42 protein-coding genes are annotated in these 23,607 nt (G+C 58.6%); 41 read left to right on the plus strand and 1 reads right to left on the minus strand.

Features of this window, described 5'->3' with window-relative positions; all coding sequences use genetic code 11:
• Positions 1-10: 10 nt before the first annotated feature.
• From KVG88_RS30100 to KVG88_RS30195, 20 genes are all read left to right on the plus strand, one after another.
• Complete coding sequence (locus KVG88_RS30100; protein ID WP_217873532.1) at positions 11-1,048, plus strand: hypothetical protein; 1,038 nt, start codon at positions 11-13, stop codon at positions 1,046-1,048.
• Positions 1,049-1,065: 17 nt separating this feature from the next.
• Positions 1,066-1,479 carry a Ref family recombination enhancement nuclease gene (locus KVG88_RS30105; RefSeq protein WP_217873602.1) on the plus strand — a complete coding sequence of 138 codons (414 nt, stop codon included), beginning with the start codon at positions 1,066-1,068 and terminating at the stop codon, positions 1,477-1,479.
• 96 nt (positions 1,480-1,575) lie between these two features.
• A complete protein-coding gene (locus KVG88_RS30110; protein ID WP_217873533.1) occupies positions 1,576-1,935 on the plus strand; it encodes a hypothetical protein in 360 nt (119 codons plus the stop codon).
• Between the two features lie 67 nt (positions 1,936-2,002).
• Positions 2,003-2,737, plus strand: coding sequence for a hypothetical protein (locus KVG88_RS30115; RefSeq protein ID WP_217873534.1), 735 nt, complete (start codon positions 2,003-2,005; stop codon positions 2,735-2,737).
• A 53-nt stretch (positions 2,738-2,790) separates the two neighbouring features.
• On the plus strand, positions 2,791-3,798 hold the full coding sequence (gene yejK / locus KVG88_RS30120; protein WP_217873535.1) for a nucleoid-associated protein YejK: 1,008 nt from the start codon (positions 2,791-2,793) through the stop codon (positions 3,796-3,798).
• 55 nt (positions 3,799-3,853) lie between these two features.
• A complete protein-coding gene (locus KVG88_RS30125) occupies positions 3,854-4,450 on the plus strand; it encodes a hypothetical protein (protein ID WP_217873536.1) in 597 nt (198 codons plus the stop codon).
• Positions 4,451-4,463: 13 nt separating this feature from the next.
• Positions 4,464-4,859, plus strand: a complete 396-nt coding sequence (locus KVG88_RS30130) for a GntR family transcriptional regulator (protein WP_217873537.1) — start codon at positions 4,464-4,466, stop codon at positions 4,857-4,859.
• Positions 4,856-5,065: a hypothetical protein gene (locus KVG88_RS30135; protein WP_217873538.1), complete on the plus strand. Its 210-nt coding sequence runs from the start codon at positions 4,856-4,858 to the stop codon at positions 5,063-5,065. The genes KVG88_RS30130 and KVG88_RS30135 overlap by 4 nt, the downstream gene beginning before the upstream one ends.
• A complete protein-coding gene (locus KVG88_RS30140) occupies positions 5,062-5,586 on the plus strand; it encodes a hypothetical protein (RefSeq protein WP_217873539.1) in 525 nt (174 codons plus the stop codon). The genes KVG88_RS30135 and KVG88_RS30140 overlap by 4 nt, the downstream gene beginning before the upstream one ends.
• Positions 5,579-6,076, plus strand: a complete 498-nt coding sequence (locus KVG88_RS30145) for a DUF1643 domain-containing protein (protein ID WP_217873540.1) — start codon at positions 5,579-5,581, stop codon at positions 6,074-6,076. Before KVG88_RS30140 ends, KVG88_RS30145 begins: the two co-directional genes overlap by 8 nt.
• Entirely contained in the window at positions 6,069-6,497 is a 429-nt protein-coding gene (locus KVG88_RS30150) for a hypothetical protein (protein WP_217873541.1), read from the plus strand. Before KVG88_RS30145 ends, KVG88_RS30150 begins: the two co-directional genes overlap by 8 nt.
• Positions 6,494-7,489, plus strand: a complete 996-nt coding sequence (locus KVG88_RS30155; RefSeq protein WP_217873542.1) for a hypothetical protein — start codon at positions 6,494-6,496, stop codon at positions 7,487-7,489. Before KVG88_RS30150 ends, KVG88_RS30155 begins: the two co-directional genes overlap by 4 nt.
• A complete protein-coding gene (locus tag KVG88_RS30160; protein WP_217873543.1) occupies positions 7,482-7,715 on the plus strand; it encodes a hypothetical protein in 234 nt (77 codons plus the stop codon). Before KVG88_RS30155 ends, KVG88_RS30160 begins: the two co-directional genes overlap by 8 nt.
• A complete protein-coding gene (locus KVG88_RS30165) occupies positions 7,715-8,032 on the plus strand; it encodes a hypothetical protein (RefSeq protein ID WP_217873544.1) in 318 nt (105 codons plus the stop codon). Before KVG88_RS30160 ends, KVG88_RS30165 begins: the two co-directional genes overlap by 1 nt.
• Complete coding sequence (locus KVG88_RS30170) at positions 8,029-8,448, plus strand: phage protein NinX family protein (RefSeq protein WP_217873545.1); 420 nt, start codon at positions 8,029-8,031, stop codon at positions 8,446-8,448. The genes KVG88_RS30165 and KVG88_RS30170 overlap by 4 nt, the downstream gene beginning before the upstream one ends.
• A 437-nt stretch (positions 8,449-8,885) precedes the next feature.
• Positions 8,886-9,533 (plus strand): hypothetical protein, encoded by a 648-nt coding sequence (locus KVG88_RS30175; protein ID WP_217873546.1) that lies wholly within the window; start codon positions 8,886-8,888, stop codon positions 9,531-9,533.
• Between the two features lie 123 nt (positions 9,534-9,656).
• The gene (locus KVG88_RS30180; protein ID WP_217873547.1) at positions 9,657-10,058 is read left to right on the plus strand and encodes a hypothetical protein; all 402 of its coding nucleotides are present in this window, start codon (positions 9,657-9,659) and stop codon (positions 10,056-10,058) included.
• A 70-nt stretch (positions 10,059-10,128) separates the two neighbouring features.
• Positions 10,129-10,422, plus strand: a complete 294-nt coding sequence (locus KVG88_RS30185) for a phiTE_015 family protein (RefSeq protein ID WP_217873548.1) — start codon at positions 10,129-10,131, stop codon at positions 10,420-10,422.
• Entirely contained in the window at positions 10,419-10,826 is a 408-nt protein-coding gene (locus tag KVG88_RS30190) for a phage protein NinX family protein (protein ID WP_217873549.1), read from the plus strand. Before KVG88_RS30185 ends, KVG88_RS30190 begins: the two co-directional genes overlap by 4 nt.
• Positions 10,826-11,044: a hypothetical protein gene (locus KVG88_RS30195; protein WP_217873550.1), complete on the plus strand. Its 219-nt coding sequence runs from the start codon at positions 10,826-10,828 to the stop codon at positions 11,042-11,044. Before KVG88_RS30190 ends, KVG88_RS30195 begins: the two co-directional genes overlap by 1 nt.
• 20 nt (positions 11,045-11,064) lie before the next feature.
• On the opposite strand, the gene KVG88_RS30200 is transcribed toward KVG88_RS30195, so the two are convergent.
• Positions 11,065-11,313 carry a hypothetical protein gene (locus KVG88_RS30200; RefSeq protein ID WP_217873606.1) on the minus strand — a complete coding sequence of 83 codons (249 nt, stop codon included), beginning with the start codon at positions 11,311-11,313 and terminating at the stop codon, positions 11,065-11,067.
• A gap of 124 nt (positions 11,314-11,437) precedes the next feature.
• Between KVG88_RS30200 and KVG88_RS30205 the strand changes: the two genes are divergently transcribed.
• From KVG88_RS30205 to KVG88_RS30305, 21 genes are all read left to right on the plus strand, one after another.
• Positions 11,438-11,671, plus strand: coding sequence for a hypothetical protein (locus KVG88_RS30205; protein ID WP_217873551.1), 234 nt, complete (start codon positions 11,438-11,440; stop codon positions 11,669-11,671).
• Between the two features lie 62 nt (positions 11,672-11,733).
• Positions 11,734-11,958: a hypothetical protein gene (locus KVG88_RS30210; RefSeq protein WP_217873552.1), complete on the plus strand. Its 225-nt coding sequence runs from the start codon at positions 11,734-11,736 to the stop codon at positions 11,956-11,958.
• A gap of 11 nt (positions 11,959-11,969) precedes the next feature.
• The gene (locus tag KVG88_RS30215) at positions 11,970-12,158 is read left to right on the plus strand and encodes a hypothetical protein (RefSeq protein ID WP_217873553.1); all 189 of its coding nucleotides are present in this window, start codon (positions 11,970-11,972) and stop codon (positions 12,156-12,158) included.
• Between the two features lie 23 nt (positions 12,159-12,181).
• Entirely contained in the window at positions 12,182-12,436 is a 255-nt protein-coding gene (locus KVG88_RS30220) for a hypothetical protein (protein WP_217873554.1), read from the plus strand.
• A gap of 71 nt (positions 12,437-12,507) precedes the next feature.
• Positions 12,508-12,723: a hypothetical protein gene (locus KVG88_RS30225; protein ID WP_217873555.1), complete on the plus strand. Its 216-nt coding sequence runs from the start codon at positions 12,508-12,510 to the stop codon at positions 12,721-12,723.
• Between the two features lie 21 nt (positions 12,724-12,744).
• Positions 12,745-12,975 carry a hypothetical protein gene (locus tag KVG88_RS30230; RefSeq protein WP_217873556.1) on the plus strand — a complete coding sequence of 77 codons (231 nt, stop codon included), beginning with the start codon at positions 12,745-12,747 and terminating at the stop codon, positions 12,973-12,975.
• Between the two features lie 73 nt (positions 12,976-13,048).
• A complete protein-coding gene (locus KVG88_RS30235; protein WP_217873557.1) occupies positions 13,049-13,279 on the plus strand; it encodes a hypothetical protein in 231 nt (76 codons plus the stop codon).
• Positions 13,266-13,511, plus strand: coding sequence for a hypothetical protein (locus KVG88_RS30240; RefSeq protein WP_217873558.1), 246 nt, complete (start codon positions 13,266-13,268; stop codon positions 13,509-13,511). The genes KVG88_RS30235 and KVG88_RS30240 overlap by 14 nt, the downstream gene beginning before the upstream one ends.
• Before the next feature lie 155 nt (positions 13,512-13,666).
• Positions 13,667-14,467, plus strand: coding sequence for a hypothetical protein (locus KVG88_RS30245; RefSeq protein WP_217873559.1), 801 nt, complete (start codon positions 13,667-13,669; stop codon positions 14,465-14,467).
• Between the two features lie 133 nt (positions 14,468-14,600).
• On the plus strand, positions 14,601-14,804 hold the full coding sequence (locus KVG88_RS30250; protein ID WP_217873560.1) for a hypothetical protein: 204 nt from the start codon (positions 14,601-14,603) through the stop codon (positions 14,802-14,804).
• On the plus strand, positions 14,801-15,310 hold the full coding sequence (locus KVG88_RS30255) for a DUF1064 domain-containing protein (RefSeq protein WP_225934215.1): 510 nt from the start codon (positions 14,801-14,803) through the stop codon (positions 15,308-15,310). The genes KVG88_RS30250 and KVG88_RS30255 overlap by 4 nt, the downstream gene beginning before the upstream one ends.
• The gene (locus KVG88_RS30260) at positions 15,310-15,579 is read left to right on the plus strand and encodes a hypothetical protein (protein WP_217873561.1); all 270 of its coding nucleotides are present in this window, start codon (positions 15,310-15,312) and stop codon (positions 15,577-15,579) included. The genes KVG88_RS30255 and KVG88_RS30260 overlap by 1 nt, the downstream gene beginning before the upstream one ends.
• A 307-nt stretch (positions 15,580-15,886) precedes the next feature.
• Positions 15,887-16,600: a helix-turn-helix domain-containing protein gene (locus KVG88_RS30265; RefSeq protein WP_217873562.1), complete on the plus strand. Its 714-nt coding sequence runs from the start codon at positions 15,887-15,889 to the stop codon at positions 16,598-16,600.
• 347 nt (positions 16,601-16,947) lie between these two features.
• Positions 16,948-18,069: a terminase small subunit gene (locus KVG88_RS30270; protein ID WP_217873563.1), complete on the plus strand. Its 1,122-nt coding sequence runs from the start codon at positions 16,948-16,950 to the stop codon at positions 18,067-18,069.
• Entirely contained in the window at positions 18,066-18,356 is a 291-nt protein-coding gene (locus tag KVG88_RS30275; RefSeq protein WP_217873564.1) for a helix-turn-helix domain-containing protein, read from the plus strand. The genes KVG88_RS30270 and KVG88_RS30275 overlap by 4 nt, the downstream gene beginning before the upstream one ends.
• The gene (locus KVG88_RS30280; RefSeq protein WP_217873565.1) at positions 18,356-19,636 is read left to right on the plus strand and encodes a hypothetical protein; all 1,281 of its coding nucleotides are present in this window, start codon (positions 18,356-18,358) and stop codon (positions 19,634-19,636) included. Before KVG88_RS30275 ends, KVG88_RS30280 begins: the two co-directional genes overlap by 1 nt.
• A 208-nt stretch (positions 19,637-19,844) precedes the next feature.
• Complete coding sequence (locus tag KVG88_RS30285) at positions 19,845-20,300, plus strand: hypothetical protein (protein WP_217873566.1); 456 nt, start codon at positions 19,845-19,847, stop codon at positions 20,298-20,300.
• A complete protein-coding gene (locus tag KVG88_RS30290; protein ID WP_217873567.1) occupies positions 20,297-20,572 on the plus strand; it encodes a hypothetical protein in 276 nt (91 codons plus the stop codon). The genes KVG88_RS30285 and KVG88_RS30290 overlap by 4 nt, the downstream gene beginning before the upstream one ends.
• Positions 20,569-21,168 carry a hypothetical protein gene (locus KVG88_RS30295; protein ID WP_217873568.1) on the plus strand — a complete coding sequence of 200 codons (600 nt, stop codon included), beginning with the start codon at positions 20,569-20,571 and terminating at the stop codon, positions 21,166-21,168. Before KVG88_RS30290 ends, KVG88_RS30295 begins: the two co-directional genes overlap by 4 nt.
• Positions 21,165-21,881, plus strand: a complete 717-nt coding sequence (locus tag KVG88_RS30300) for a hypothetical protein (RefSeq protein WP_217873569.1) — start codon at positions 21,165-21,167, stop codon at positions 21,879-21,881. The genes KVG88_RS30295 and KVG88_RS30300 overlap by 4 nt, the downstream gene beginning before the upstream one ends.
• Positions 21,882-21,932: 51 nt before the next feature.
• Positions 21,933-23,483 (plus strand): hypothetical protein, encoded by a 1,551-nt coding sequence (locus KVG88_RS30305; protein ID WP_217873570.1) that lies wholly within the window; start codon positions 21,933-21,935, stop codon positions 23,481-23,483.
• Positions 23,484-23,607 lie beyond the last annotated feature (124 nt).

Consider the following 23,607-nt stretch of genomic DNA (forward strand, 5'->3'; position numbering starts at 1 on the left):
GGGGGTGCTGATGAGCATCATTCGCGCCGCTCGTAAAAGCCAGTTCTACGTCCTGCCCACGACCACGATCGAAGACAACCGATTGAGCTGGGAAGCCCGCGGCATGCTCGTGTATTTGCTGAGCAAGCCGGATCATTGGGAAGTCCGCGTTGAAGACTTGCTGGCCCGTACACGTAATTGCTTGGGCAAGCGATCGGGCCGCGACAAGGTGTATGGCATCCTCAAGGAACTGCAAATGGCGGGCTACGTGGTCCGTCACTACGACCGACAGGGCGGCACCTTCCAGGGGATGACCTACGAAGTATCCGAAAACCCGGATCTCGATGCTGGTGCGTTGTTCATTGCGAGCCAGAAAAAGAGCAAGGGCGAACCGGTTACGGATTTGCCGGAAACGGTGGCACCGGGTGAGGATTCGCCGAATACGGCTCAACCGGATACGGCTAAACCGGACGCTTTAGTTAATAATAAACAAGCAGTTAGCATTGAAAGAGCAGTCAAAAACCTCACCGACGACCCTGTGGGAGCGAACGACGACTGCTCGCTGAGTGACGAAGAGCGCAAGGCGCTGGCGCTGGCGCCGACCAACTACCCGCAGAGCCCGAAGAGCAAAACCTTTGCGGCCTGGCTGGCGTATGCCATTGCGTTCAACACCAAATACCGCCAGTGGCCGATCTACAACGCCACGATCGGCGGACAGATGGCCAAGCTTGTCGAGCGCATTGGCCAGGACATCGCGCCCCTCACCGCCCGGTATTACGTCGAAGCGGTCAAGACGCCATCCATTGCCGACAACTGCCACCCGATCGCCTCCCTGCTGCGCAACTGTGAATCCTACGTGGTGAAAGCCCAGGCGCAGGAGAAACAGCGCCTGCGCCGCGAGAGCGCCGAAAAGGCCGTGGCCACCGCTGCCAATGCAGCCCCTATTCAAGTCGCGCCGCCCGCAATCAAGGCTGGCGCCAAGTCCGAGATAACCGACGTCGCCAAACAGGCCAGAGCAAAGCTCGGGCAGCTGGTGGGTGGCGATTTTAAAAACCGACTGACCGCGTAGGGGTGGTGAGCATGGCAATGGACGGAAGAAGCAAAACGAAGGGTGAACAACGCTGGCACGACACCGTAGCAGACGTGTGCGGGTGTATCTGCTGCATCTTGGACGGCAGGCCGCGCAATTACGAAGAGCAGGCGTATGTGTCGATCCACCACTGTGACGGGCGCACCAAGAAACACGCGCACTGGTACGTGTTGCCGCTGTGCGCTGGCCACCACCAGCCCGGTACCGGGCCCATCAAGTCGATGAAGGCGGTTCACGGCAACAAGGCCGAGTTCATTGCCGAGTATGCGCGGGAGATCGCGTTGCTGGAGGCCTGCACGCAGATGGTTGAGGTAGCGGGGCGCGATGTGCCGGTAGAGGTCCGGGCGCTGTTGGCCAAGTGGTACGCCAGCCAGCAGTACCAGAACCATCAGAACGAGGCAGCCGCGTAGGGAATCAGTCCATCACAAAAACATAGAAACGCTATTGTGATATTGTGATGTTGTGTCATTATGTCTAGGACGGTTAACCAGTCCAGGGCTCAGACGATGAATTCTCCGCAGTTTTTGGTGATAAGCCGGTTCGCAGCAGGTGTCTTGCTCGACCGGCTTCGGTTCCTGTCCTCCCCCGAGGTAATGCTTGAAACCTTCGAAGCGGCAGAAGAGCCGTTTTTCAGCGCTGATGTTTGGGCGCTGGCTGCTACCGATCTGGTGCAGCGTTTGGAGGCCGGGCAGGCGGTGGAGGTAGGGCGCACGAATGCGGCGATTCTGGTTGAGGCCCTTGAAGGCAGCAGTTTGGGATCAGCAGGCAAGACTGGGCGGCAGGAAGTGGCCGCGCTGCTGGCGAAACGGCTGGAACCGTTCATAGGGCGGCGCGTGAGTCTGGATCTCCCGCCCGCCAACGACTGATTTTCACGAGTGTGAAGTAGGGAGTAACACTATGTGTGCAGCGAAAAGTAAGACGCTTGAAGAGGTGATGACAGAGCATGTCAAAGCCTTTTCAAACAGCGACCGCCCCGGCGAGATTATCAAGGCCTGTGTGGAGCGTTTGTTTACCGATGTCGTTAAGGATGTCTTCAGCCCCCACGGCACCTTCAGCAGTTCGGTGCGCGATGAGATTGCTAAGGCCCTGCCTTCGAACATTTCCAACCTGATCAATCTACCGCGCTACAACGACCTGATCATCACGGCGCTCAAAGCGCGCTGGATGGATGCGGGCGTGACTGGTGACATGCTCCGTCGCGCCGAGCAGGCGATTGACGAAGTACTGCATGACGACGTGATCCCTGAGTTCATCAGCCTGAATCAGCTGCTTGAGGCGTTCGTAGACGTGCATCAGGAGAAGGCGAGCGAGAAGGGCTGGCATGTGCCGCATATCACCATCAACGAAGCCGGTGGTGCGCGTGTGCGCTATGTCCACGTCTTGTTCGATGCAGAGCCAGAAATCAGTTACCGCGATCGCAACAAGCTGCGCGAGCGAACCCGCTCCGAGACGGATTACGCCAATCGCCTGAGCGTGCGCATCACTGGCCATACCGACAAGGGGCACGAATACGGGGAGGTCTACGGCGCGCAGCTGGACGGCCAACCGATCGGGCGTCACTTCAACATGACGTCGAAGTGGCAGCGCCAGATTGCGGCCCTGTATTTCGGTGGCGCCAAGCTAATCGTCGACTGCCGCGAAGAAGACTTCACCTACCACCTCGACTAATCGCCAGCCGGCGCGCCGTTGGTGGTGCGCCGAACTTTTCTCAAGGACATCAAATGCCAATCCGCCATGCCATCGTGCACCTGATCGACAAGAAGCCTGACGGCACCCCCGCGGTGCTGCACGCTCGTGACACCGAACTGGCCGAATCCGCCGCACTCGACAACATGCTGGGCGACCTGAACGAGAGCTACAACGCCAAGCAGGGCAAAGCGTGGGGCTTGTTCCATGCTGAATCTGGGGCATTCCCTTTCAGCGGCTGGCTGAAACAGTACCTGGCCGGGACTACTGAGTTCATTCAGTTCAGCCGTGACGCGGTGGAGCACCTGCAAAAGCTGATGGAAGAATCGAATCTGTCCGTCGGTGGCCACGTTCTGTTTGCCCACTACCAGCAGGGCCTTACCGACTATCTGGCGATCGCGCTTCTGCACCACAGCGACGGTGTGACCGTGACCGAACAGCTCGATGTCAGTCCGGCCCGCCATTTGGACCTGAGCCAGCTGCACCTGGCCGCGCGCATCAACATTTCCGAATGGCAGGGCAACCCGAAATCGCGACAGTACATTTCCTTCATCAAGGGCAAGAACGGGCGCAAGTCGTCGGAGTACTTCCGTGACTTCATTGGTTGCCAGGAAGGGATCGATTCGCCGGGCGAAACGCGGACCCTGCTCAAAGCCTTCAGCGACTTTGTGGAACGCGAGGATCTGTCGGAAGAGTCTGCCCGGGAGAAAACCCTAACGCTGGTCGACTACGCCACCAGCCAGACCAAAATCGGCGGTCTTCTCACCCTCGACGAGCTGTCAGAGCTGATCGATGAGGACAATCCCAAAGCGTTTGCCGAGTTCGCCCGTGACGCGGCCTATGGTTTGTCGCCTGAGATCCCAGCCGACAAACGCACCATCAACCAATTCCGCCGCTTCACCGCGCGCACCGAAGGCCTGTCGATCAGCTTCGAATCGCACCTGCTGGGCAACAAGGTCGAGTTCGACGAAGAGGGCGGCACCCTGACCTTGCGCAGCCTGCCAACAGCGCTGATGGATCAACTGAAACGGGCCAAGGCCTGATTGTCGCGACGCCACTGTCCTGCGCGACGGTGGCGCCTGAATGGAGAGTTACCCCATGGATAAGAACACCAAGATCCTAATCGCGGAGATCCCAGGCGAGTGGACTGAGCGCCTACGTTCCGGCGGTACCAACATCTGGAATGAATCCCGCAGCGGAGAACCGCACCGGAACGGTTTGCCCGAGGTTCGGTTGAATCCGCCTGAAGCTGGTTTGTACGCCGAGCGTATTGACGGTGCGTGGTACTGGGTTTCTGGCTGTGGCAAGTGCAACGGTACTGGCGAGAGTTACAGCTACGTGGTGTGTGACAAACACAATGTTTGCTCACTGTGCGGCACTCATCGTTCGAAGATCACCGGAGCGGTATGGGGGCGCAGGGACGGATTCGCATGTGCGCCTTGCCAGACCCGAGAAGATGCGGCGGCTAAAGCGGAGGCGTTGGCCAAGGTTGCGGAGAACAAATATGACCCTTGGGATTATCGCGCGCAGGACGAATGTAAGTGCCCGCATTGCGCCACGGTCATCCACATTGAGTCTGAGGACTACGGCGATAAGCAAATGGACTGCGAAACATGCGGCGGTTTGTTCGATCTTGTTACCGAGTATTCAGTCACCTTTACCACAACCGTAATCGGTGAGCGGGTCACAGCCTGATAGGAGAGTTGCCATGTGTGAAGTACTTCTGAATGCGCTGGGGCCACGCCCTGACCGCCAGGTCGACGGTGTGTTTATCGCTGGGCAGCTGGCGCTGGCCATCACCAGCGGCGCGCTGCCGATCGGCACCAAGTTGAGTCAGCAATCCATCGCCAACCACTACGGCCTCAGTCGCATGCCGGTGCGTGAGGCGCTGCGCTGTGCCCAGGCCAAGGGGCTGATCAGTTACGTCCCAAATCACACGCCGGTGGTCGTGGCCAGCGCCGCCAACGACGATTCTGATCTGGCCAAGGCGTTGCGCCTCCTGGAGAAGTGCCTGCCACGCCTTGATCGTCCGAACGATGAGCTGGCGCCCGTCGTCGCTGAATTCCTTGACGCATATCAGGCAGGTAACGGCGGTGACCAATGAGCACGGGGCAGCAGAAATTCCCATGGAAGTCGCACGGGATCACCTTCACCAGCCGTAGCCATGTTGAACGCACGGTCGAAAACCTCTCGGAAGGCAAGACCCCGGAACATGTTGCTGCCGCACAGACCCTGCTGCGCGAAGCAATGCAACACCACAGGCTGAGCGCTGACCAGTACACCGAGATCAAGGAGAGATTGCACTTATGACCATTGAACAAAACGGCAAGTCGGCGGCTAAGGTCGCTTGGCAGCATCAGTATCGTTCAAAAACAGCTGGTGACCGCTGGTACAACTGCACAGCCGAAGAGGCCAAGAAGGCCTTGGCCGACGGCTATGAGGTCCGCGCTGAAGGGACGTATCACTGGACGCAACCAACTCGGCACCTGTGCGAGCCTTCACACTGGTCTGACAGTCTCGGGAACACGATTACAGCCGAGTTGAAAGCCTACAACGAAACACTTGGGGGCGCTCCGGCTGCCGCATCGGCGCACTATTCGGAACCGCTCTATCGCCATCCAGCTGTGCTGGTTCAACCGCAAGGTGAACCGGTGGCCTACCGGGTGATATTCAGCGATGGCGAGCACAGCCGATGGGAGGACGGCGCCCCTCAACCGCAAGATTTGTACGACGTCAGGGACGGCGTTATCTCCGGCGTGCAGTGTGCTTATGGCCAGCCAGCCGTGCAGACGACAGGAAGCGCCGTTGCTGAGGGGGCAAGTCATGAATAGCGCCGTACTCAGCGATTGCGGCCTGTATCGCTACCGTCTCGATCGCGACGTGCAGGAGCAGGGCCTGGTGATCGCCTATTTTGGGGTCAACCCGTCTACAGCAGACGCCTTCATCGACGATCACACTGTACGTAAGTGGCGCGGTTTCACACTACGCAACGGAGGGCGGAAGTTCATCGTGGGCAACGTGTTCTCTTATCGTGCGACTGACGTAAACGAACTGGCGGCCATCGGTCTACCTTGCGGCCCTGACCACATTCAGCACATGGGGGAGATTATCGAGGCCGCCGACGTGCTGGTGCCGTGCTGGGGCGTATCGGCCAAGGTGCCAGCCAGCTTGCACTACATCATCAAAAACACCCTGCACCTGTTGCTGGCTAGCGGTAAGCCGGTGCTGCATTTCGGAACCACCAAGGCTGGCGATCCGCTGCATCCGCTGATGCTGGGCTACGACACACCACTTACGCCATGGGGCCAGATCAATGAGTGACGCAACGCGCGAGCAGGTAATCCAGTGGTGCAAGGACAAGGGCTGTGATTTCGTCACCCCTGTATTTCCGCCGCCTGATGGCTGGATGTGGGGACAAGAGGGCGTCGGCTTGGTGCTGACCCCGATTTTCACGACGACCGACCAGGGCGACGAGTTGACGATGAGTGAGGTGCAGCGCCATGCGCCAGCCAAGGGAACCGTTTTCAGCATTGAATATCGGAAGATCGGCTATTCCCTTTCTGACGGTATGCGCCCGGACCCGAAGTGGGGAAAAAAAGGATTCACCGTGAAGTCTGAGGACATGGGCACCGAGGACATTCACAAAATCGTTGCTGCGGCCCAGTACCCGGAAGCGATCCCGAAGGGCTACAGACTTTTCTCAGTGCGCAACATCGCTACGGGCGAGCAGGTGCAGCCATGAATAACGAACCGATCGAAGGCATGGTGCCAACCCATGATGGTCGTTTTGCTGTGATGATTGATCCGAAGAATGGGCATTACGGTTGGGTATTCATCAAGCACCCGGATGGTATGTGGGTTTCTTCCCGTAAGGCCTCGCCTGCTGAGTTATCCGCGGCGAAAAACCATTACAACTCTGTAGCGGGCCTTTTAAAGCTTTTTGGTGGGGAGCCAGCGTGCACCGGGACGCGGCCTATAACAACGCTTGAGGTTGTGCCTGACTCAGTTGCTGCGCCGGTTGTGCCTACTGGCTGGAAGCTCGTGCCGATCCAGCCAACCCCGGAAATGCTCAAGGCCGTGGATGATGAGGCTGATGACAAGCATCTGGCCAGGGGGCGCGCTATCAGTGCGTGGTCCCAGATGCTCGACGCCACCCCTGAACCGTCTGTGGCTGACATTGAGCCATTTGCGGTGATTGGTGATTACGCCGCGTGCGGTGGTGACCGGACTGTATTCACTCCTGAATATGCGGAACTCATTACCGATCGCATGTGTTCGAAAACGGCGGTGTACACGTTAGGCGCAGTGGGCGCAGCGGTAGCCGCAATCAAGACCCTGAACGCCAAGGGCTACACCTACCACGGCGCGGCACTGTGGAAGCCACCAGTTGGGGAGGCGCCAGACTTCGACCTGATCGACAGCATGCGCGCCGATCGGGACCGCCTTGTTCGCGAGCTTGATGTTCTGTTGAACGGGGATGCCGGCGCCGCTGAACAGGCGAGCCTTTGCGATATCGTGGCTCAGGTGCGTATGGAGCTTGCAGGCGGTGCCCCTCTCAAGCGGTATGTCCGTGCGCCGTCCCGACAAGATCCGAAGTACCACGAGGAATGGCCAGAGATCGAGGGCGGAAAGGTGTTTGATGGTGGCGCCTACTGCCGTGATCTGTTTGAGGCACTGAAGCGTTACAACGTCATAGTGGCGGAAACGATGCCAGAGGGTGCTGTCGATGAGTAAGCGCAAGGAAGCCGAGTTGCAGCAGCTCATAGACAAAATCGTTGCTGACTCAGCAGTGGCCCGTCAGCTGGCGGTTGAGCTTTACGGTGAAGAGGCAAACTTGTTCGAGGAATCGAACCTGCTGTTCGTGATGAGCGGGGATTGCGATGGTCCGCCAAGAGAGCGCCAGAAGTTCATCAAGCTGACCGCATCGGGTTACTACTGGGTCGGCGGAGGGGCGTGGTGATGAGCGAGCAAAAAGAGACAGCCGAGCAGCCCCAATGCTATCTGGTCACTATTGAGGTTGACTACGAACAGCCTGAATTCATCAAGGGCTTCGGGTGCCAGGCTGATGCAGAGGCTTTCCGGAGCGAACTGGAGGCTTACCAACGGGCCAAACCTGACTGGCCGGACACTGCGGCGCCGCAAAACGAGTGGGTGCGCGTTGAGGAAGCCCGTGAAGCTTGGATGAATGCGCATCCTGGTGGGCGTAGCGCTATTGGGGCAGAGCGCTTCGGCATTATCACTGTGCCGTTCGTGCCCGCTGTGGAGTCGCCGCAATGAACATGATCGAGGTAAAACTTACCGATCTTGAGGGGCGGGCCTTGGATTGGGTGGTTGCGCAAGTTGTGGGCGTGGCGGTGAAGCTGTCGCCACCGCACAACGGCACCTACTGGCGCGTGTCCCTGGAGGATCGAGGCTATGCCTACCGGCCTTCCACGGACTGGAACCAAGGCGGCCCGCTGATGGACAAGTATGCAAAGAGTTTCGGGGTTGTGGATGGCAGCGAGCCGCCACGCTTTCGCGCCTTTGCCCGGGACAATAGCCCTGAAGGGTTTTGCCGGATCGCCGGCGGCGAAACCATCCTTCAGGCGTTCTGCCGAGCACTGGTGAGACTCAATCGGGGGGACGTGGTGCAGGTGCCAGAGGTGCTGGTGCTCTACGCGGAGGTTGCCACCCATGCAGCCAGACCTGTTTGATTCGCCAGCCCCTGCACCTAAACCCCGCGATGAGCGAACCGCGGCCTTGTACCGCGATCTGGTCAAGCTGGGCGACATGCTTGGCGATGGCATGGGCGATGAGCCGGATGGGAAGTGGATCAGAGACGAATACCGGCGTGTCGCCAAGGCGCTTGGGCATTGCCCACCCCGGCGCAACAGAGGCGCCGCGATCGACGTGGCGGTGTCCAAGCACCTGGAGACGAATCGGTGCGAGTGTGGTGGCCTATTCAAACAGACCCGGTCGGGCTCGCTGCGAGTGTTCTGCACTGCCTGCTGCACGAAGTACCGGCTCAGGGAAAGCAAACCCGCCAAAGCGCGATAGCTGGCGCTTGAACATCACACAGGGGATCCAGGACCGCTTTCATAGTATTGTTGAGTGAATTGGCACACTAACAATCATATGAGAACGGACCTCGATGTCTAAAAAGCTAGTCGCCTTAGCTCTAACTTCCAGCCTCGGCCTGCTCGCCGGCATCCAAAGCGCATCTGCTGGCGTGAGTCTTTTCAAGGACTACACCTACGGCACGCCAATGGACAAATACACGCGATCGGCGGGCTACTACGACTGTTCAAACAGCGAGTACAAAGGCCGCTGTACCGATAACTTTGATTTCGTCGGTCAAAAGTTCACGGTCGCGCTGTTCTTCAGGGAAGACAAACTGGATACGGTGGCGCTGCTCGCCCCCTACCAGCAAAGCCTCTATCAGAAGGTGTCAGATGCGCTTTCCAAGTCCTTCAACATCATTTCACTGGAAAACGAAAAGTCGTTTATGGACATGGTGACGCTGAGGAACACGGCGACCCAAGACGATTACGTGAAGAAGTTCACGGCCTTTGAGAGCACCGCGCTTGCAACTGGTGACCTGACCTACTCCTACCTTGAAGTGCCGGAAACCGTTGGGTATGCGGATGTCGACGCGATCATGGCGGCAGCGCCGGAAGACGTGAGGCGCGCGGCTGTACGGCTTGTCAGGGACGAAAAGTCATCCACCCTGATCGTGCGGTTTGAGCTTCCAAACGTGAGCCTCAAGCACGCGTCCGCACAGGCCGACGAATCTTTCTGACCGATCAAAAGGCCGCGGCGCTGAACTGGCGCCACAGCCTCTTTCCAAAACCACAAAAACGCTATTGAGATAAAGCGCTTTTGTGTCATTATGTCGCCATTGAAGCCCACAGGTAACGATTCAATGCGCACCTTCCAGGGTATGCCCAAAGCTGGCGCCGCCTTCGGTATCCAGCTCGACTTATTTTCTGCGCCCCCACCGCTGGCCACAGACGCCGGCCTGAAGATGGAACTGATGCGTCCGCATAAGTGGGCGTGCCAGCGCACCATGGGGCAATTGCCGCTGGTCAGTATCGAGGTCGTGCCTTTTGAGGGGCGCTGGATGTGGTCGGCGTGCTTGAATTCCCGCAACGGCTCCGCACAGGGCTACAAGGCTTTGCCGAAGTGGGAGCGCTTTGCGCCGTCGAAGCCTGAAGCTTTAGAGCGGGCGGTAGATGAGGCGCGGGCCTTCATGCACCGTGCGACCAAAGACGAACAGCAGCGGATGGCCAAGTGGCTTGGCGATGTGTTGTCGGCGGTTGCGTGAGACGGAAAAACTTTGCACCTAACTGGAAAAACGTTTCCGGTCTTAAATTCAATTGACGCAGGTGGCCAACGTGGCAGAGCAGGAACGAAAAGACTTTGAAACTCAGTGCTTGGTGCTTGCTGTGAAAAATTACGGCTACAAGCAGGGCGAGGCGTTGCTGAAAACGGTACTGGAGCGCCGCACCAACGGTACCTATTCCGTGGAGTGGGTAGAGGGCGCTTGGATCGGCTACCAGGCTGGCCGTGAGTCGATTGTGGTGCAGATGCCTGATGCTCATTCCTACACGGTGCCAGACGTTGCTGGTGCTGTGATCCTTGACTGTGTGACTGCCATCCAGAAGGCTGGCGGGAAGGCAAAGCTATGAATGCCAGCCTTGTGCTTGTGGATGTCGCTGTAAAGGATCTATCAGGGGCTGCGCTGAATTGGGCGGTCGCTCAGGTTGTTGATTACAAGACGGCTTTGGAAGGAAACGATAACGGGCCAGACGAATGGATTGTTATGGGTCGTGAAGATATGTATCTGACCCGTGACCCGGACGAATTCTGTGTGTGGTCCCCTTCCACTGACTGGAGCCAGGGCGGCCCGCTGATCGACAAGTACATTCGTCAGGTCAAGTTCTACGCGGGAGAGCTGCCGGAATCCGCATGGCGCGGAGAAACCGTGGATGGCTGGGGAGAGGGGCCGACGCCCCTTATCGCCGCCTGCCGCGCCATCGTCGCGGCCAAGCTGGGCGATATCGTCAAAGTCCCTGCCTGTTTGGTGCGCTAATGACTGACAAATATTTGAACGAAGCGCGGCAGAAGTTGGCAGAAATGCGCGCGAGCCTGGAAGTTACGCGGTTCGCCGTGGAGCAATTCCCCGATAAAGATGATCCGGCCTATGCGCAAGCTAAGGCGAGGACACTGAAAGAGCTGGAGAAAACTGCCGAAAGCATAGAATCGCTGGCCGCCCAATTGGGCGATGTTCCAGCGCCGGTACGTCACTGAGGCCGGGCCTCTGATAGTGCTCAGGCCAGGCGTTCACGCTCTTCGGAAAGGAGCAGCTGTAACAAGTGTAATGCGGTGAGATTGCCCCCATGTGTTTCGCGCCAAGCCTGATGGGTGATTTTGTACAGGTGATCGACTTCAGCGATAACGTCGCGGTACCGCACGACCTCAAGCACAAGTCGCTGAATCTCTGGATCTGGATGCTTGGACCAGATTGAACGTAATTCGTCCAGAGTGACGGGCCGGAATGGCGGCAATTCGCGGGCCATGATCGATACCTGATATCTGTATATATAACCAGTATCTTGGCATGAGCCTAAACTTGCTGCCACAGGCGCTCACCGCCCACCTTTACACCAGGTGTAAAGACGGACATTTGAAGGTATTACGGACATGACTGAATCAACCGATAAAAGCCGTCGCTTGGCTGACTGGCAAGAGCGCTTAGATGGCCCCGTAGCTGTCGACCAGTTGGATGCGTGGAATGCAGAGTTGCGCAATGAGGTCGACCAGATGAAAGCCGTGGGCCTGATAGATCCAGAGGAAGCGCACGACCTACGCGAGCTGGCCGACGCTGCCTATAGTCACCATGTCGAAGACGCGTTGACCCGCGAACTGAACAGTTAGGAACCGCCGCTATGCCAGATTCTCTACCAAATTGGCGCCGCCTTGAAACTGGGGGGTATGTCGTGCGCACACAAGCCGGTTTTAACCAGGCGCGCAAGGACTGGTATCAATGCAATGGCTATGACGACTGGAACCCGAATAACGCCGAGGGCTATCCGACCAAATACCCGTCGGTGGTCCAGTTGCGTTATGAGTTCGGCCCGGATCGTGTCTACGCCACCTGCACGCCGATTAACGACCACAAGGCCTATCTGGCTGCCCGCCAGGCTGAACTGGCCGACGACTGAAAGGAGCCCTGATGATGGCCCAAGTGGTGATATTGCCCCTGAGCGATACAACGAATGATCACGTCATGCGCCTGACCTGCGATGAGGCCAGGGCGTTGCACTTGCTGCTGTCCAAGTTGACCGTAGACGAAATGGTTGAGAAAGGTCTGAGCCGTGAGCAGGCCGGTTTGATCTGCGACGTGATTCACGTCTGCTACTGAGCATAACGAGAAAGGAGCCCCCGATGAGTGATCAAAAATACCCGCTGAACGTGGAGAGCGTCGGCAGTGACACCTATATCGTGATGAGCCGAGGTCATCACGACCTGGGCGAATTCATGGCCGCCGTGAACAAGGATTATGAAGACTGGAAGCTGCGCGACCCGGAACACAAATGGTGCAAGACCGTGCCGGATCGCAGCGGCCAGTTGAATTGCCGTTATGTATTCGTTGAGCCGGGCACCCGTGGTGCGTGGCCCGCGACGTACGCTTGGGAATAACAGAAAGGAACCGCCGCCCTCAAGATCGAGGGTGACCACCCATGCCGGCGCCGCCGGTAGGAGCTGAAGCGATGACCATGACTCACCAGTGCAGCCGCTGCGGTTATCAAGGGCGCGTGATCGAGCTGGCCGACCGCTACCTGTGCGAAGACTGCGACGAGCTGTACCAGCGCGAGGAACGTGCCGCCGAAATTTGCCCGTCCTGCGGCGCGGAGGGCGTGACCAGTACCGGCGTGTGCTATGCCTGCGAAAACTCGCCCGAAGTCATGCCGCAACCTGATTGCTGATAATCGAAAGGAACCCCCGCCATGGGCATCTGGAATATTTCAAACGTACCGCATCACCCCGACACCCGGCTGCGTTTGGCCTGCCAGCGCGAGGCCCGCAATGGTCGCCATATGGTGTCGGCTTACGACGGCGAGCGCCTGGTATATACGCAGTGTTATGACCACTGGACCTGGCTCGGGCATAACCATGGCGGCGAGCTGATGCCCGCGTTCATCCGGCACGCTGAGCAGAAGGCCGCCGCAAGCGAGTGAGTCCGCTGTTACGAGTAACGCCGTTTATGTTCAATCACTCGCTACTGAGTGCGATCGAATGAGGTAGAGCACCATGGCCAAGCAATTGCCTATTGCGGAGAAGGTCTATCACCCGGCCCGCGATCAAACACATTACGTCGGTAGGATCGGATACATCACTCTGTGTGGTTGTCAGCAGGGCGACATCGATCAGGCGCTGCCCACGGACGCAATGGTTGATTGCCCGGCCTGTATTGCCCTTATCCAGTACGTACAGACACACAAGTTCGACGAACCAGGACAGAGCCGATATGGCAAAAATTGAAACCGTATATCTGCGCCGCTTCCTTGATCCGGTGAATGAAGCCAGCGCAGAGCACCGCAAAGCCATCACCGAGCTGGCCGGGGCAACCCAGCTGTCTGCCAGCCGCCGCAACAAAGTGCTGCGGGCGTGCGCCAAGGCAGAGGACACCTATAACAGCGCCGTCGGCGAATTGATCGGAGGCCTGAACAAGCTGGTGCAGGATGCTGAAGCCGGAGAGACAGTGCCGGGTTGAGATAGACCGACTTTCTGAAGAGCCCGCCGCGTGCGGGCTTTTTCATGTCTGGCGATCGAGGGGAGGCAAACAGAAGAAAACATATAAACGCTATTGTGATATGTTGTCGTTATGTCATTATGTCTAATATCAAATCAACACGTTCAGAGGCACCCATGACCAGCCAGGCACTACAGCGGCAAGAAATCATTTTCTCTATGGCTCCCGAAAGCATGGTGCGCGTGCAGGGGTTACTTAAGCGTTGCGGGCACGAGAACCTGAACCTGTTGTTGGCTCGCGGGCTGGCGCTGGTTGAGTTCGTTATGGACCAGATCGAAATGGGGCGCGCTGTTGGTAGCGTCATTCTTGGGGAGGAAGGCTTTCTGCCGTTGCGTGAGCGCCCTGAGCTGCTAAAGCCGGGTAAATCCACCCCTAGACCTGCATCGAGCACGGACGATCAATTGCAGGGCGGCTCAGGGGCGCAGGTGACGACGATCAACCCCAAGCTGGTGCCTCGGTCACGGGTGCCAATGGAAACGGTCGCTGAAGAGCGCCTGCCACGCGCACGCAGACTGTTCAAGCATGCTGCCTTTGCCGTGAACGATGATGCCGGGCCTGTCCGATCGCTTGCGTTTCATCTGGAGCGGTGCGAATCCATGGGACTGGAGCCACCAATTGCCTACAACGGCCATGCCTTACCGGGAGGGTTGCGCTCGTACCACCTGGAAGAGATTCAGCAAATGATGGACGAAGAGTCGATGGCCACGCACTTCCTACTGTGTGAAGCCACTGAGGTGCTGTCGTTCTTCGGCTACTTCCCGAACACCGGCTGGCATCGCATGAATACGCAGACGCGGCAATGGTCGATCGATACCGCCATTCAGAGCGGCGAGCGCTCGCTATTCCCGATGGATCTGGCCGCTGTGTATCTGCGCCGCCAAGCTAACAGGCCGCCCGAGCAGCCGCCGCAAGCCTGACCCCCGCATAACTCCCTGACTGACTGCGAACACCTGCAAACCTTGCGGGTGGCGCTCTCGTGCGCGCCATTACATTGGCTGGCGCAGGTCAGGGGCTGTTCCGTTCCCCGTCCGATCCTCTGGAGGCTGTGAAGTGAGCGCGTTTGAAGTAGTCGATGAAGCCCGTAGTGATTTTGAGTGTGACCACGAAGGCCCGTTTGATCGCAAGAAAGGCCCAATGGGGCGCAATTTGGATGAATACAAAGAGCCGCAGGTGCAGCGCGATTACATGCTGTGGCTGCGTGCCCGTGCCTCTGTACGGTCCTGCCGTTGCTGTGATGGTGTGGTGGCGCAATGAGTAAGCGGATCTTTAGCGAAGAAGACTTGGCCCGCCTGCCGCCGGCGATGACTGAACGGGCGCTGGGTGGACGTGGCGCTGGCAAGAAGGGTGAGGAACCGGAGCACATGCGCATGCCTGGTGCGTCGGGCAAGAAGTCGGCAGCCGGCGGCGGGATGAAGGCTATGCAGGCGCTGGGGCGCTTGAAAACGGGCGAGCTGAACAAGACCGAAGAACTCTACCGGGCGCATCTGGAGAAGCGTCGTATGGCCGGAGAGGTGGCGTGGTACCAGTTTGAGCCGTTCAAGCTGGTTCTGGCCCCGAAAACAACCTATTCGCCGGACTTCCTTGTACAGCTGGCCAGCGGGCACCTGGAGGTCCACGAGGTGAAGGGCTACTGGATGGAGGATGCGAGACTCAAGATCAAGTTCGCTGCCGAAAAATTCCCGATATTCAAATTCATAGCCGTCATGAAAGTGGATGAGGGGAAAAATAACGATCCGTCTTGGAAGATGGAGGATTTCTGATGCTGCTGGACGAAGCAACGAACGAGGCGCACGAGGGTTACATAAATCACGCCATGCTATGCCGTTCATGCCATCCACCAACAAAACGCTATTGTTATGAGGGCGGCGGTCTGCGCGATCGCTACGAAGCGCACTATCTTATGAGTCTGGACCTGTACGCCCGCCGGGCATTCCTGGCGCAGCTGGAACCCATCGATCCTGTGCGATGCGAATCCATAAAAACGCTATTAATAGAGATTCATCAGCGTAATCAGGCTGATCTGTGCTGAAACCGGATCAGATGCTGAGCCCTTTATTTTCATGGGTTTCCTGCGTTGCTACGGGCGCAGCCTGACAGGCGGTAGCATTGAGCCTAACGGATTGGATCCGTGGGGTAATATCGGTAAAAACGCGCTTAATTTCAGAATCAGGCCGTCTGAAATAATAGAAAGTTGGCAAAAGCTCCACCGGTCAATGGGAACTTTTTAGGCATTTCGGGGTTGCGATTGGTCCGGGGATACAATTTAATGGCGCCACTGACCAAAAGGTGACGCCAAATTGTCTGCGAACGGTGATAACGGAGAAGGGATCGCGCTGGTGGAAGGCGAGCAGTTCGATGCTGCGCCTGCAAACCTGGCCATGTTTGAACCTGATGAGTGCGGGGAGGGCATGAGCCCATCGAGCCGCGCTAAGGACGAAGAGCAGGCCCTGCGCGATGTTGTTGCCAGTCGCCTTGTGAGAGCCCGCCGGGCCGCTGGCCTCAAAGATTTGGAAGTGGCCAAGCGTCTCGGTCATTCCAATCTGACGATGATCAGCCTCTTCGAAAATGGTCACCGATCGCCGAGTCTGAAAAACCTTCAGGTGCTGGCCGATCTCTACGAAGTCACCACCGATTACCTGCTGGGTCGCACTGATGATCTTGGACTGGCCCCTGAAGAGGGTAATCAGGCCCTGATCACGGGCGTGTTGACGGCAGTTCTTGGCAAATACAACCAGCGTTATCTGGAAGGCTTGGCCCGGGTGACGGCAATCAGCGTCGAAGGCGCGAGCATGGATCGGGTACTGCTGGGTCGAGTGGCTGAAATCTCCATCGAGCTGAGCGATTCATTGGCGGTCATCCGCAAGCATCACGGTTCGGCGTTTGAAGGCCTGCGTGGTGGTGGAAAGTTGGAGCGCCTTATCTCCGAACTGTCGGTGTCAGTGAAAGACCGAATTGCAAGCAAACAACGCGAATCTGCCCTTATCGAATTCGATCATCCTGTCTGCACGGTGCAACAGGTGAGTGAAGCTGTACAGCAAGCCCTGTTTTAACACCGGTTTGTAAGTCAGCCACCCGGCATAGGGTGGCCATGCCGGGCTGTCGTGCGCTAGGTGCTGGGTAAGGGATGCCACACGGTCCCGAGCTTTTGAAGTCTTTCGACAGGGAGACTTCATCAGGTAGCCGATGTTGGATAACGGTCAAAATTGGGGAAATGGCTCGACACCATTGCAGCGCCCGCCGTGGCGTCCCCTATACGGCATTGGGGAGCCCGCTTCGGCGGGCTGATCCTTCAAGGATTCTGGCCCGCGGTTGCGGGTTTTTTTGCGCCATGCGTGCAGAAAGTTGCGGTTTTTACGTGGTCGATAGCCAAGAAACTTTGCATTAAGGTTGCTGACAAGTGGCACGGAAGAAGATCCAGGGTACCGAAGAACAGATCAAGACAGCCGAGGATAAAGAATCCCCGGACAATGCTGCTCGACCTGTGTTTACACCCCCTCAAAAGCCGGAAGTTAAGGTGAGAGCCGGTCGCGTTCTAAAAACACCCCCTGCAAAGACGCCGAAAAAAGCCCCCGCAAAACCCAAGAGGCCCGCCGCGACCAAGCCAGAGGCGGGGTCTACAGCAGCACCAGCGCCGGCCAAACCGCCACGCAAAACCGGTGGGAGTACCCGAGTAAAGAAAGCCGTAAAGCTGAACACCAAAGAGCTGGAAGCCTTGCAGGCCGGGAGTCTCCACGATTTGGACGCCCGCCAAGCGAAGTTTGTCGACCTTTGGCTGGTCACTCAAAACGGCACTCAGGCGTATCTAGACGCGGGCTACGAGTGCAAATCCGACGCCGTAGCCGCTGCGGCAGCCAGTCGCCTGTTAAAGAAGGTTAAGGAACATCCCTACACCCTGGCCAAGCGAGCGGAGCTGTTCGCCAAGACTGAGGAAATCACCGGGCGCGTTATTCAGCGCATCTACGGCGCGGCCATGGCCGACCCCCGTGAACTGGTGGAGTACGTCTACAAGTGCTGCCGGTGCTGCCATGGCAAGGATTTCCGCTACCAGATGACCCCGCGTGAGCTGGAAGCGAGAAAGGCGCGGCACCAAGAGCTGGTGGCTGAAGCCAAACATATGAAGCGCAAGCCACCGGTGTTCGACGAACTGGGCGGACTGGGCTTTGACACCAATCTGGATCCGCACCCTGACTGCCCTGAGTGTAATGGCAACGGCATCGGTCAGCTCGTGCTCAAGGACACCCGCCACCTATCACCTGGTGCGCTGGCGCTGTACGGCGGCGTGAAGGAAACCAAGGACGGGCTTGAAATGAAGGTCTACGACGCTCGCCCGTACCTGGAAATGCTGGGGCGGATCTTCAACATGAACATCGAGCCCGCACAGCCGCCCGCGGCCCAAGTGGACACAGAGCGACTTAATGAGGCGTATCGCCTCGGCTTGGAGCATACCAGCGCGCAGCGGCAGGCCATGGCCGACCGCGCGGCACAGATCCAGGCACTGGATAACGGTGGTAACGCATGACGCTTGACGCCGATCGGCAACCATCCCCGCAGAACATCCGTAAGGCCCGGAAAAACCGGAACCTAAGTGAGAGTGCTGCCGGGGAACTGATTTACGTGAGCCGTGAGTCTTGGCGCCTGTACGAGAAGGGTACGACCAAGATGAAGTTGGGGCTGTGGGAGCTGTTCCTGTTCAAAACTGGACAGCTCTGGATCAAGCCCATTGTTGAAGTTCGCCCCAAATCCATCCGGGCAGGGCGAGTCGAAAATCTGAGGCCGTTCGGGGCCAACACGCTAGGAGCTGACTGATGAGCAACACCGCCAAGGCAAAAGGACAAGGGCAAGCGCACGACATCGATCTGCTGCTGGCCAGCAATGTCGGAGCGTTCGAGCAGTGGCTGCGCGCGCAGGGGATCACGGTCACGCCGCCGGATAAGGCCAATATCGCCCGCGGTGTGCATTACTGGGTTGAGCTACAAGGCTGTAAGCCCGTATCCGTCCAGGAAGGCAGTGGCCGTAATGCACGCTACGCACAGACGCACTTCCGACTGCGCCCGCTGCTGAGCCGCTTCCTGGCGTCCCCAGTGGCCAGCGCTATCAAGGACATCGTACGGCCTACGGCCCCCGGTCAACTGCAAATCGTGGTCAGCGGCCAGCTTCAGGCTCCATCCCGCGCCGTCAATGGTGAAGTCCCCGCGCTCCTACAGGCCAACAGAGCCGGGCACCTGCTCAGTGATGCCGATATCGATCGCGCGCTGGCCATCGAAAGCCCTATTCCGGAAGCCGCTGAGGTAAAGCATGTGTTTGGCGTGCGCGTTGCCGGCGCTGGCCGGAAAGGAATGACCGTAGTCGCCCATATGAAGGTGTACGACGCCCCGGATTCGCGCCGCCTGGTGGAAGTGATCGATTACCCTATCTGTTCCGAGCCGGGCGCGCTTCAGTCCCACGCGGAGGCCCTGTTTAAGCGCGCTGAAGCGCTGCCAAACGCCACGATCCTTGTGGATGTGCTTGATGACGGCCTTGAGCTGTTCCAGAACCTTCAGGCGATCGCAAGCCTATCGGTCGCGCGGTACGGGTTGACCATGGGCATGATGTTGCCGAAGAGCGGGAGCAGAAAACGCTTCACCAACTTACGGACTGAATGCACCGTTCGGGCTGCTGAGGCGATCAAAGGCGGCGAAATGAAGCTGATGCTGCCGATTGACCCCGTTGTCGGCGATCCGTTTGTGCTGTTCGGGTCGAAAACCCCGTATCACATGACGCCGGATGCCCGCTTTCAAGTTGCCAAGCCTTCGGAGATTGAGGCAAGCAATCTGCCTACCGCTGATTTGCTTGAGGCCATCTGTCTGGCGTTCCACGGCAACGAACTGCCGACCGTCGCAGAGCAGCCGTCGGAGGTCGAGCCTGCTCCTGCTCCTGCTCCTGCTGCGCCAGCCCCAGCCAAGCCTCTGGATCAGTACCTGAGCGACCTGCGCGACGACTTCGCAGCTACATGCCCATTGGTGTGGGATCGAGAAGAAAGCATGGCCGCCTTTGCTAATCGCCGATGGGTGTACGCGCAGGCGATGATCGACGCACGCCCCCAGTAGTCCGGGGATATTCCCGGACCGTACAGCTATGAAATGCCGGTATTGCGAAAGCGATCGCGTCACTTGGCGGCGGCCAAAAAACAGCCCCGCCTACACCTACTGCCGAGACTGCAAGCGAAAGAACTGTGAGGCGCAGGCCCACAAGCTCCCGCACGGCGAAAACGAATGCGACCGCGCCCAGCTGCGGCTCAAGATTTAGGGGATGTACATGCAGGCTTTATCTATCGCACCACCCGCGGCGCCTGCTGGCGTTGTGCTGAGTGAGCGCCAGCGCTACCGGCTGGACACCGTGAACATGATTATCAAATCACTGGCGGCGTCAGGCCTGCGCACTTTTGGGCGTGGTGATGCGGTGGCCAGCTTGGAGCCAAAGCGCTTGGGTGGCTTCTACTTTTCGCCGCCATCCGCAGAAGCCCGCGCGGTGGACCTGGAGTCGCCGGTGGTGGGGCGTGCTCGCCTGTTGCCTGGATTCAATGGCACTTATGCCGAGCAGCGGTTGGTGCGCTGTTTGGCTGCGTATGTGTCGGAGGGGCGCAGTGTGCCGGCGGCGACTCTGGCGCAGGCCCTGCTGGCGGATGGTAGCCAGCTGATGGAAGAGTTCCGATTCACCAAGGCGTTCGCCAAGCCGATCGAGATCAACGGCAAGGCCGGGCCGAAGTCATGAGCCAGACCATCACCAACCGCCTGACCGGCGAGACGCTGACCGTGTACCTGGAGCTGGGGGATGACTTGTGGCTACGCAATGAGGCGGGCGACATCGAGCACGCCGAGCGCGCACAGCTCCCCGCCGATCGCTGGCGCTTCGATGGCACCCGGGGTGCTGGTGATGACATTCCGCGCCTCGCCATCAGCCACAAATCTCCGCCGCCACTTACTGGGCTACTTGAGCTGTTTGGGCGGACATACAACTTCTCAACTGAGCGCACTGCACCATGACCCTGTTCTTCAATCGTGAGCATTTCGAACGGTCCTGTCGTCACGCCGGCATCAGTGACCTGGCCTATAACGATGAAACGGGCGAGTACGCGAACGCCCACACACAGAAGACGTTCCAGGTATGGGAATCGCTGGCGCAGTCCAAGCAGGGCACCAAAACCCCAACAGCCTGGCTGACTCGGCATCGCGGCAAGGATCAGGGTATTTCGGTCCCGCGGCCACACACCAATTTGAGTCCCGAGCAGTGGGCACAGCGGGCCGCCCGAGGCTGGGAGCAACCGCTGGCGCTGTGGCCGGCTATGCCTGTGACCAGCGCCAGCGAGGACGCAATCCTCAGTGAGCGCCAGCGCCAGAAGCTGGTGAAGGGCTACAACCCTGAACTTGATCGGCGTTATCGCAATGATGAGTTGCTGCGCGCGGCGGCAGGCTATGTCCTCCAAGTGCTGGTGCCGGACTACGCCAACACGCTTTGGCCATGGCCGCACTATCCGATGAAGACAGAAACCCGGTTGCGCGCGATCGAGAAGGCCGCCGCGTTGCTGATTGCCGAACACGAGCGGGAGTCGGCGCAGCTGGCCACGGAGGGCGCTGCATGAATGCGCGCCTGATCCAAGAGGACGATCGTTGGCCTGCATTTGTCCGCCGTTATGCGAACGACTTGCCTGCTTTCGCGCGGGAGGTGTGCGGCATGGAGGTGGATAGCCAGTTGGCGAGGGCCTTCGAAAGCGCGCAACTGCCGGACTGCCGTGTATCGATGGCTTCAGACCTGAATGCAATGGAACGGGGAGTGATCAGCCCGCTGGCGCCCATCGCGTTCTGGCGCTTGCTGTGCCGCCCCGACGCGCAGACCCTCGTGGCCGTGCCGTTTGGCGACATGCTTCGCTGCTGTGAGCAGTACAGCAAGCTGGTCAGGAACATTGTGGGCGAGCACGCGTGGTTGGTTGATCACCTGCGAATCACCATCAGAAGCATCAGGCTGCGCCAGCAGGAGCAGTGGTGCGGCGTTCTCTTTTTTGCTGCGAGCGCGCATTCCCCCGAAAACATGGCCGGGTTCTGTGGGCGTGATGTCATGTGGTTGATGGAAGACGCTGGGGCTATGCCTGCCGTGAGCTTTGAAGTAGCGCGCGGGGGGCTGGCCCACTGCAATAACGGCGGGATGGTGCTGCACGCCGGTCGATTCCGGCGCAAAGGTTTTTTCCGCGACACCCAAACAACGTTGAGCTGCTGGGCGTCTGGCAGCAGCTGGAAAGCGTTCGTTCTGAACAGCACGGAACACAGCAAACCGTCGCTCAAAGTGCGATTGGCGTAGCCGTAGAGTGACAGGGGCTGGGGAACTGGCCCCTTTGTGTTTAAGGATAATATGGCCAAGCCGAAACCCAAGCGTCTGCGTCTAGAGGCAGACCCGAGGTGGCCCGCATTCATCGAGCGTTACGCATTCAACCTGTACGCCTTCGCGGTTGAAGCGTGCTTGATGGAAGTCACACCGCAACAACAAGACTTGTTCAATGAGTCCTCAGTCTATGGCTGCCGGGTATCGGTATCGTCTGGCCACGGTACTGGTAAAACCCGCAGTTTCGGCGTTATCTGTCTTTGGCACTTGCTGTGCTACCTGAATTCCAACACCTACGTGACCGCGCCAAAGCTCAAGACGGTGCGAGAGGGCGTATGGAAAGAAATCACCACCATGCTCGCCGAGATCCGCAAAGGCCCGCATGCGTGGATCGCTGACTATGTAGTGATTCAGGCCGAAAAGGTCTACGTGGTTGGCAACAGCGCCACCTGGTACGTAACCACCCGTACCGCCCCGCGCGGCTCTCCTGAGAACCTGGCCGGTACCCACGGCGACTATCTGCTATGGCTGGCGGATGAGGCGTCGGGCATCCCCGACGAAAACTTTGGTGTGATCGGTGGCGCTCTGACCGATGAGCGAAACCGTTTCATCATGGCCAGCCAGCCCACGCGATCGACCGGCTTCTTTTGGGAAACCCACCATGGCCAGTCGATCTACCGCGGCGGCCCGTGGGTGCCTCTGGTATTCAACTCCGAAGAGAGCCCGATTGTTTCGCTTAAATTCATCAAGGAGAAGCGCCAGCAATACGGCGGTACCGACGAAGCGGAATACCAGATCAAGGTTAAGGGGATGTTCCCTACCAACCTGAGCAAGTACTTGCTGAGTGGCGCCATGCTTGAGCGCGCCATTGCGGCGGCCAGCCCGATCCTGCCAGGCGAAGATTGGGGCCATGTGATCGTGGTCGACGTCGCGGCTGGCGTAGGGCGAGACAAGACGGTGGCTACTCACCTGCGCGTCACTGGCAAGGGCGATCGGATGGCGAACGAGCGCCGCCGCAAGGTCGAAGTGGTGGACGTCCCAATCTACAGCTCTACCGAGGACTGGACGCCGCTGGCGGTCAAGCTGCGCGACTACGCCATGCAGTTCCCGAACGTCACGATCGTGATCGACACCAACGCCATGGGGATTCAGTTCATGCGCCGCCTGGAGGAATTGCAGATGGGCAGCATGATCATCCAGGGCGTGCAGTGGGGTGTCCGTCCGCACTCCAACGAGAACCGTAAGCGATTCATCAACCAGCGCGCCCAGTGCACCGTCCACGCCACCGAAGCAATCAAGGACAACGTGGTCAAGCTGGCGCCGAAGTACAAGCGCGACCTCATCGACCAGGGCTCCCGCCTGCCGTATTCGTTCGACGAGCTGGGGCGCTACAAGATCGCCAGTAAAGAGAGCATGGCGGCAGACGGCCTGTCCTCGCCTGACCTTTTCGACACCATCTGTATGGCCTTCCTGGAGGACGTGAACTACGTGGCCTGCACCGAGGAAACATCGGTGGCCAAGTCTTCGCGCGCTGAAGCGGCCTTGAGCAAAGCCAACGACCTGTTTGCCGATGTCGCATAAACATAGATTTTTATGTTTATTGGTGTATATTTCGACATGACCAAGAGGCAAAACCCCGTGTTTCTGGTCTTTAATCGCCTGATATAGCGATAAAACTGGTACGGGGATAGTTTTGAGGGTTTGA

This window comes from Pseudomonas azerbaijanoccidentalis, from assembly GCF_019145495.1.
GTDB lineage: Bacteria > Pseudomonadota > Gammaproteobacteria > Pseudomonadales > Pseudomonadaceae > Aquipseudomonas > Aquipseudomonas azerbaijanoccidentalis.

Excerpts from the sequence above, each read along its gene's own strand:
- KVG88_RS30285 (WP_217873566.1), top strand. The coding sequence starts at position 19,845 with ATGCAGGCTTTATCTATCGCACCACCCGCGGCGCCTGCTGGCGTTGTG.
- KVG88_RS30190 (WP_217873549.1), top strand. The coding sequence starts at position 10,419 with ATGAATGCCAGCCTTGTGCTTGTGGATGTCGCTGTAAAGGATCTATCA.
- KVG88_RS30280 (WP_217873565.1), top strand. The coding sequence starts at position 18,356 with ATGAGCAACACCGCCAAGGCAAAAGGACAAGGGCAAGCGCACGACATC.
- KVG88_RS30180 (WP_217873547.1), top strand. The coding sequence starts at position 9,657 with ATGCGCACCTTCCAGGGTATGCCCAAAGCTGGCGCCGCCTTCGGTATC.
- KVG88_RS30125 (WP_217873536.1), top strand. The coding sequence starts at position 3,854 with ATGGATAAGAACACCAAGATCCTAATCGCGGAGATCCCAGGCGAGTGG.
- KVG88_RS30220 (WP_217873554.1), top strand. The coding sequence starts at position 12,182 with ATGAGTGATCAAAAATACCCGCTGAACGTGGAGAGCGTCGGCAGTGAC.
- KVG88_RS30135 (WP_217873538.1), top strand. The coding sequence starts at position 4,856 with ATGAGCACGGGGCAGCAGAAATTCCCATGGAAGTCGCACGGGATCACC.
- KVG88_RS30230 (WP_217873556.1), top strand. The coding sequence starts at position 12,745 with ATGGGCATCTGGAATATTTCAAACGTACCGCATCACCCCGACACCCGG.
- KVG88_RS30290 (WP_217873567.1), top strand. The coding sequence starts at position 20,297 with ATGAGCCAGACCATCACCAACCGCCTGACCGGCGAGACGCTGACCGTG.
- KVG88_RS30160 (WP_217873543.1), top strand. The coding sequence starts at position 7,482 with ATGAGTAAGCGCAAGGAAGCCGAGTTGCAGCAGCTCATAGACAAAATC.
- KVG88_RS30155 (WP_217873542.1), top strand. The coding sequence starts at position 6,494 with ATGAATAACGAACCGATCGAAGGCATGGTGCCAACCCATGATGGTCGT.
- KVG88_RS30145 (WP_217873540.1), top strand. The coding sequence starts at position 5,579 with ATGAATAGCGCCGTACTCAGCGATTGCGGCCTGTATCGCTACCGTCTC.
- KVG88_RS30255 (WP_225934215.1), top strand. The coding sequence starts at position 14,801 with ATGAGTAAGCGGATCTTTAGCGAAGAAGACTTGGCCCGCCTGCCGCCG.
- KVG88_RS30295 (WP_217873568.1), top strand. The coding sequence starts at position 20,569 with ATGACCCTGTTCTTCAATCGTGAGCATTTCGAACGGTCCTGTCGTCAC.
- KVG88_RS30225 (WP_217873555.1), top strand. The coding sequence starts at position 12,508 with ATGACCATGACTCACCAGTGCAGCCGCTGCGGTTATCAAGGGCGCGTG.
- KVG88_RS30215 (WP_217873553.1), top strand. The coding sequence starts at position 11,970 with ATGATGGCCCAAGTGGTGATATTGCCCCTGAGCGATACAACGAATGAT.
- KVG88_RS30175 (WP_217873546.1), top strand. The coding sequence starts at position 8,886 with ATGTCTAAAAAGCTAGTCGCCTTAGCTCTAACTTCCAGCCTCGGCCTG.
- yejK (WP_217873535.1), top strand. The coding sequence starts at position 2,791 with ATGCCAATCCGCCATGCCATCGTGCACCTGATCGACAAGAAGCCTGAC.
- KVG88_RS30200 (WP_217873606.1), bottom strand. The coding sequence starts at position 11,313 with ATGGCCCGCGAATTGCCGCCATTCCGGCCCGTCACTCTGGACGAATTA.
- KVG88_RS30235 (WP_217873557.1), top strand. The coding sequence starts at position 13,049 with ATGGCCAAGCAATTGCCTATTGCGGAGAAGGTCTATCACCCGGCCCGC.
- KVG88_RS30150 (WP_217873541.1), top strand. The coding sequence starts at position 6,069 with ATGAGTGACGCAACGCGCGAGCAGGTAATCCAGTGGTGCAAGGACAAG.
- KVG88_RS30245 (WP_217873559.1), top strand. The coding sequence starts at position 13,667 with ATGACCAGCCAGGCACTACAGCGGCAAGAAATCATTTTCTCTATGGCT.
- KVG88_RS30240 (WP_217873558.1), top strand. The coding sequence starts at position 13,266 with ATGGCAAAAATTGAAACCGTATATCTGCGCCGCTTCCTTGATCCGGTG.
- KVG88_RS30260 (WP_217873561.1), top strand. The coding sequence starts at position 15,310 with ATGCTGCTGGACGAAGCAACGAACGAGGCGCACGAGGGTTACATAAAT.
- KVG88_RS30110 (WP_217873533.1), top strand. The coding sequence starts at position 1,576 with ATGAATTCTCCGCAGTTTTTGGTGATAAGCCGGTTCGCAGCAGGTGTC.
- KVG88_RS30130 (WP_217873537.1), top strand. The coding sequence starts at position 4,464 with ATGTGTGAAGTACTTCTGAATGCGCTGGGGCCACGCCCTGACCGCCAG.
- KVG88_RS30105 (WP_217873602.1), top strand. The coding sequence starts at position 1,066 with ATGGACGGAAGAAGCAAAACGAAGGGTGAACAACGCTGGCACGACACC.
- KVG88_RS30140 (WP_217873539.1), top strand. The coding sequence starts at position 5,062 with ATGACCATTGAACAAAACGGCAAGTCGGCGGCTAAGGTCGCTTGGCAG.
- KVG88_RS30115 (WP_217873534.1), top strand. The coding sequence starts at position 2,003 with ATGACAGAGCATGTCAAAGCCTTTTCAAACAGCGACCGCCCCGGCGAG.
- KVG88_RS30170 (WP_217873545.1), top strand. The coding sequence starts at position 8,029 with ATGAACATGATCGAGGTAAAACTTACCGATCTTGAGGGGCGGGCCTTG.
- KVG88_RS30195 (WP_217873550.1), top strand. The coding sequence starts at position 10,826 with ATGACTGACAAATATTTGAACGAAGCGCGGCAGAAGTTGGCAGAAATG.
- KVG88_RS30165 (WP_217873544.1), top strand. The coding sequence starts at position 7,715 with ATGAGCGAGCAAAAAGAGACAGCCGAGCAGCCCCAATGCTATCTGGTC.
- KVG88_RS30100 (WP_217873532.1), top strand. The coding sequence starts at position 11 with ATGAGCATCATTCGCGCCGCTCGTAAAAGCCAGTTCTACGTCCTGCCC.
- KVG88_RS30305 (WP_217873570.1), top strand. The coding sequence starts at position 21,933 with ATGGCCAAGCCGAAACCCAAGCGTCTGCGTCTAGAGGCAGACCCGAGG.
- KVG88_RS30205 (WP_217873551.1), top strand. The coding sequence starts at position 11,438 with ATGACTGAATCAACCGATAAAAGCCGTCGCTTGGCTGACTGGCAAGAG.
- KVG88_RS30275 (WP_217873564.1), top strand. The coding sequence starts at position 18,066 with ATGACGCTTGACGCCGATCGGCAACCATCCCCGCAGAACATCCGTAAG.
- KVG88_RS30300 (WP_217873569.1), top strand. The coding sequence starts at position 21,165 with ATGAATGCGCGCCTGATCCAAGAGGACGATCGTTGGCCTGCATTTGTC.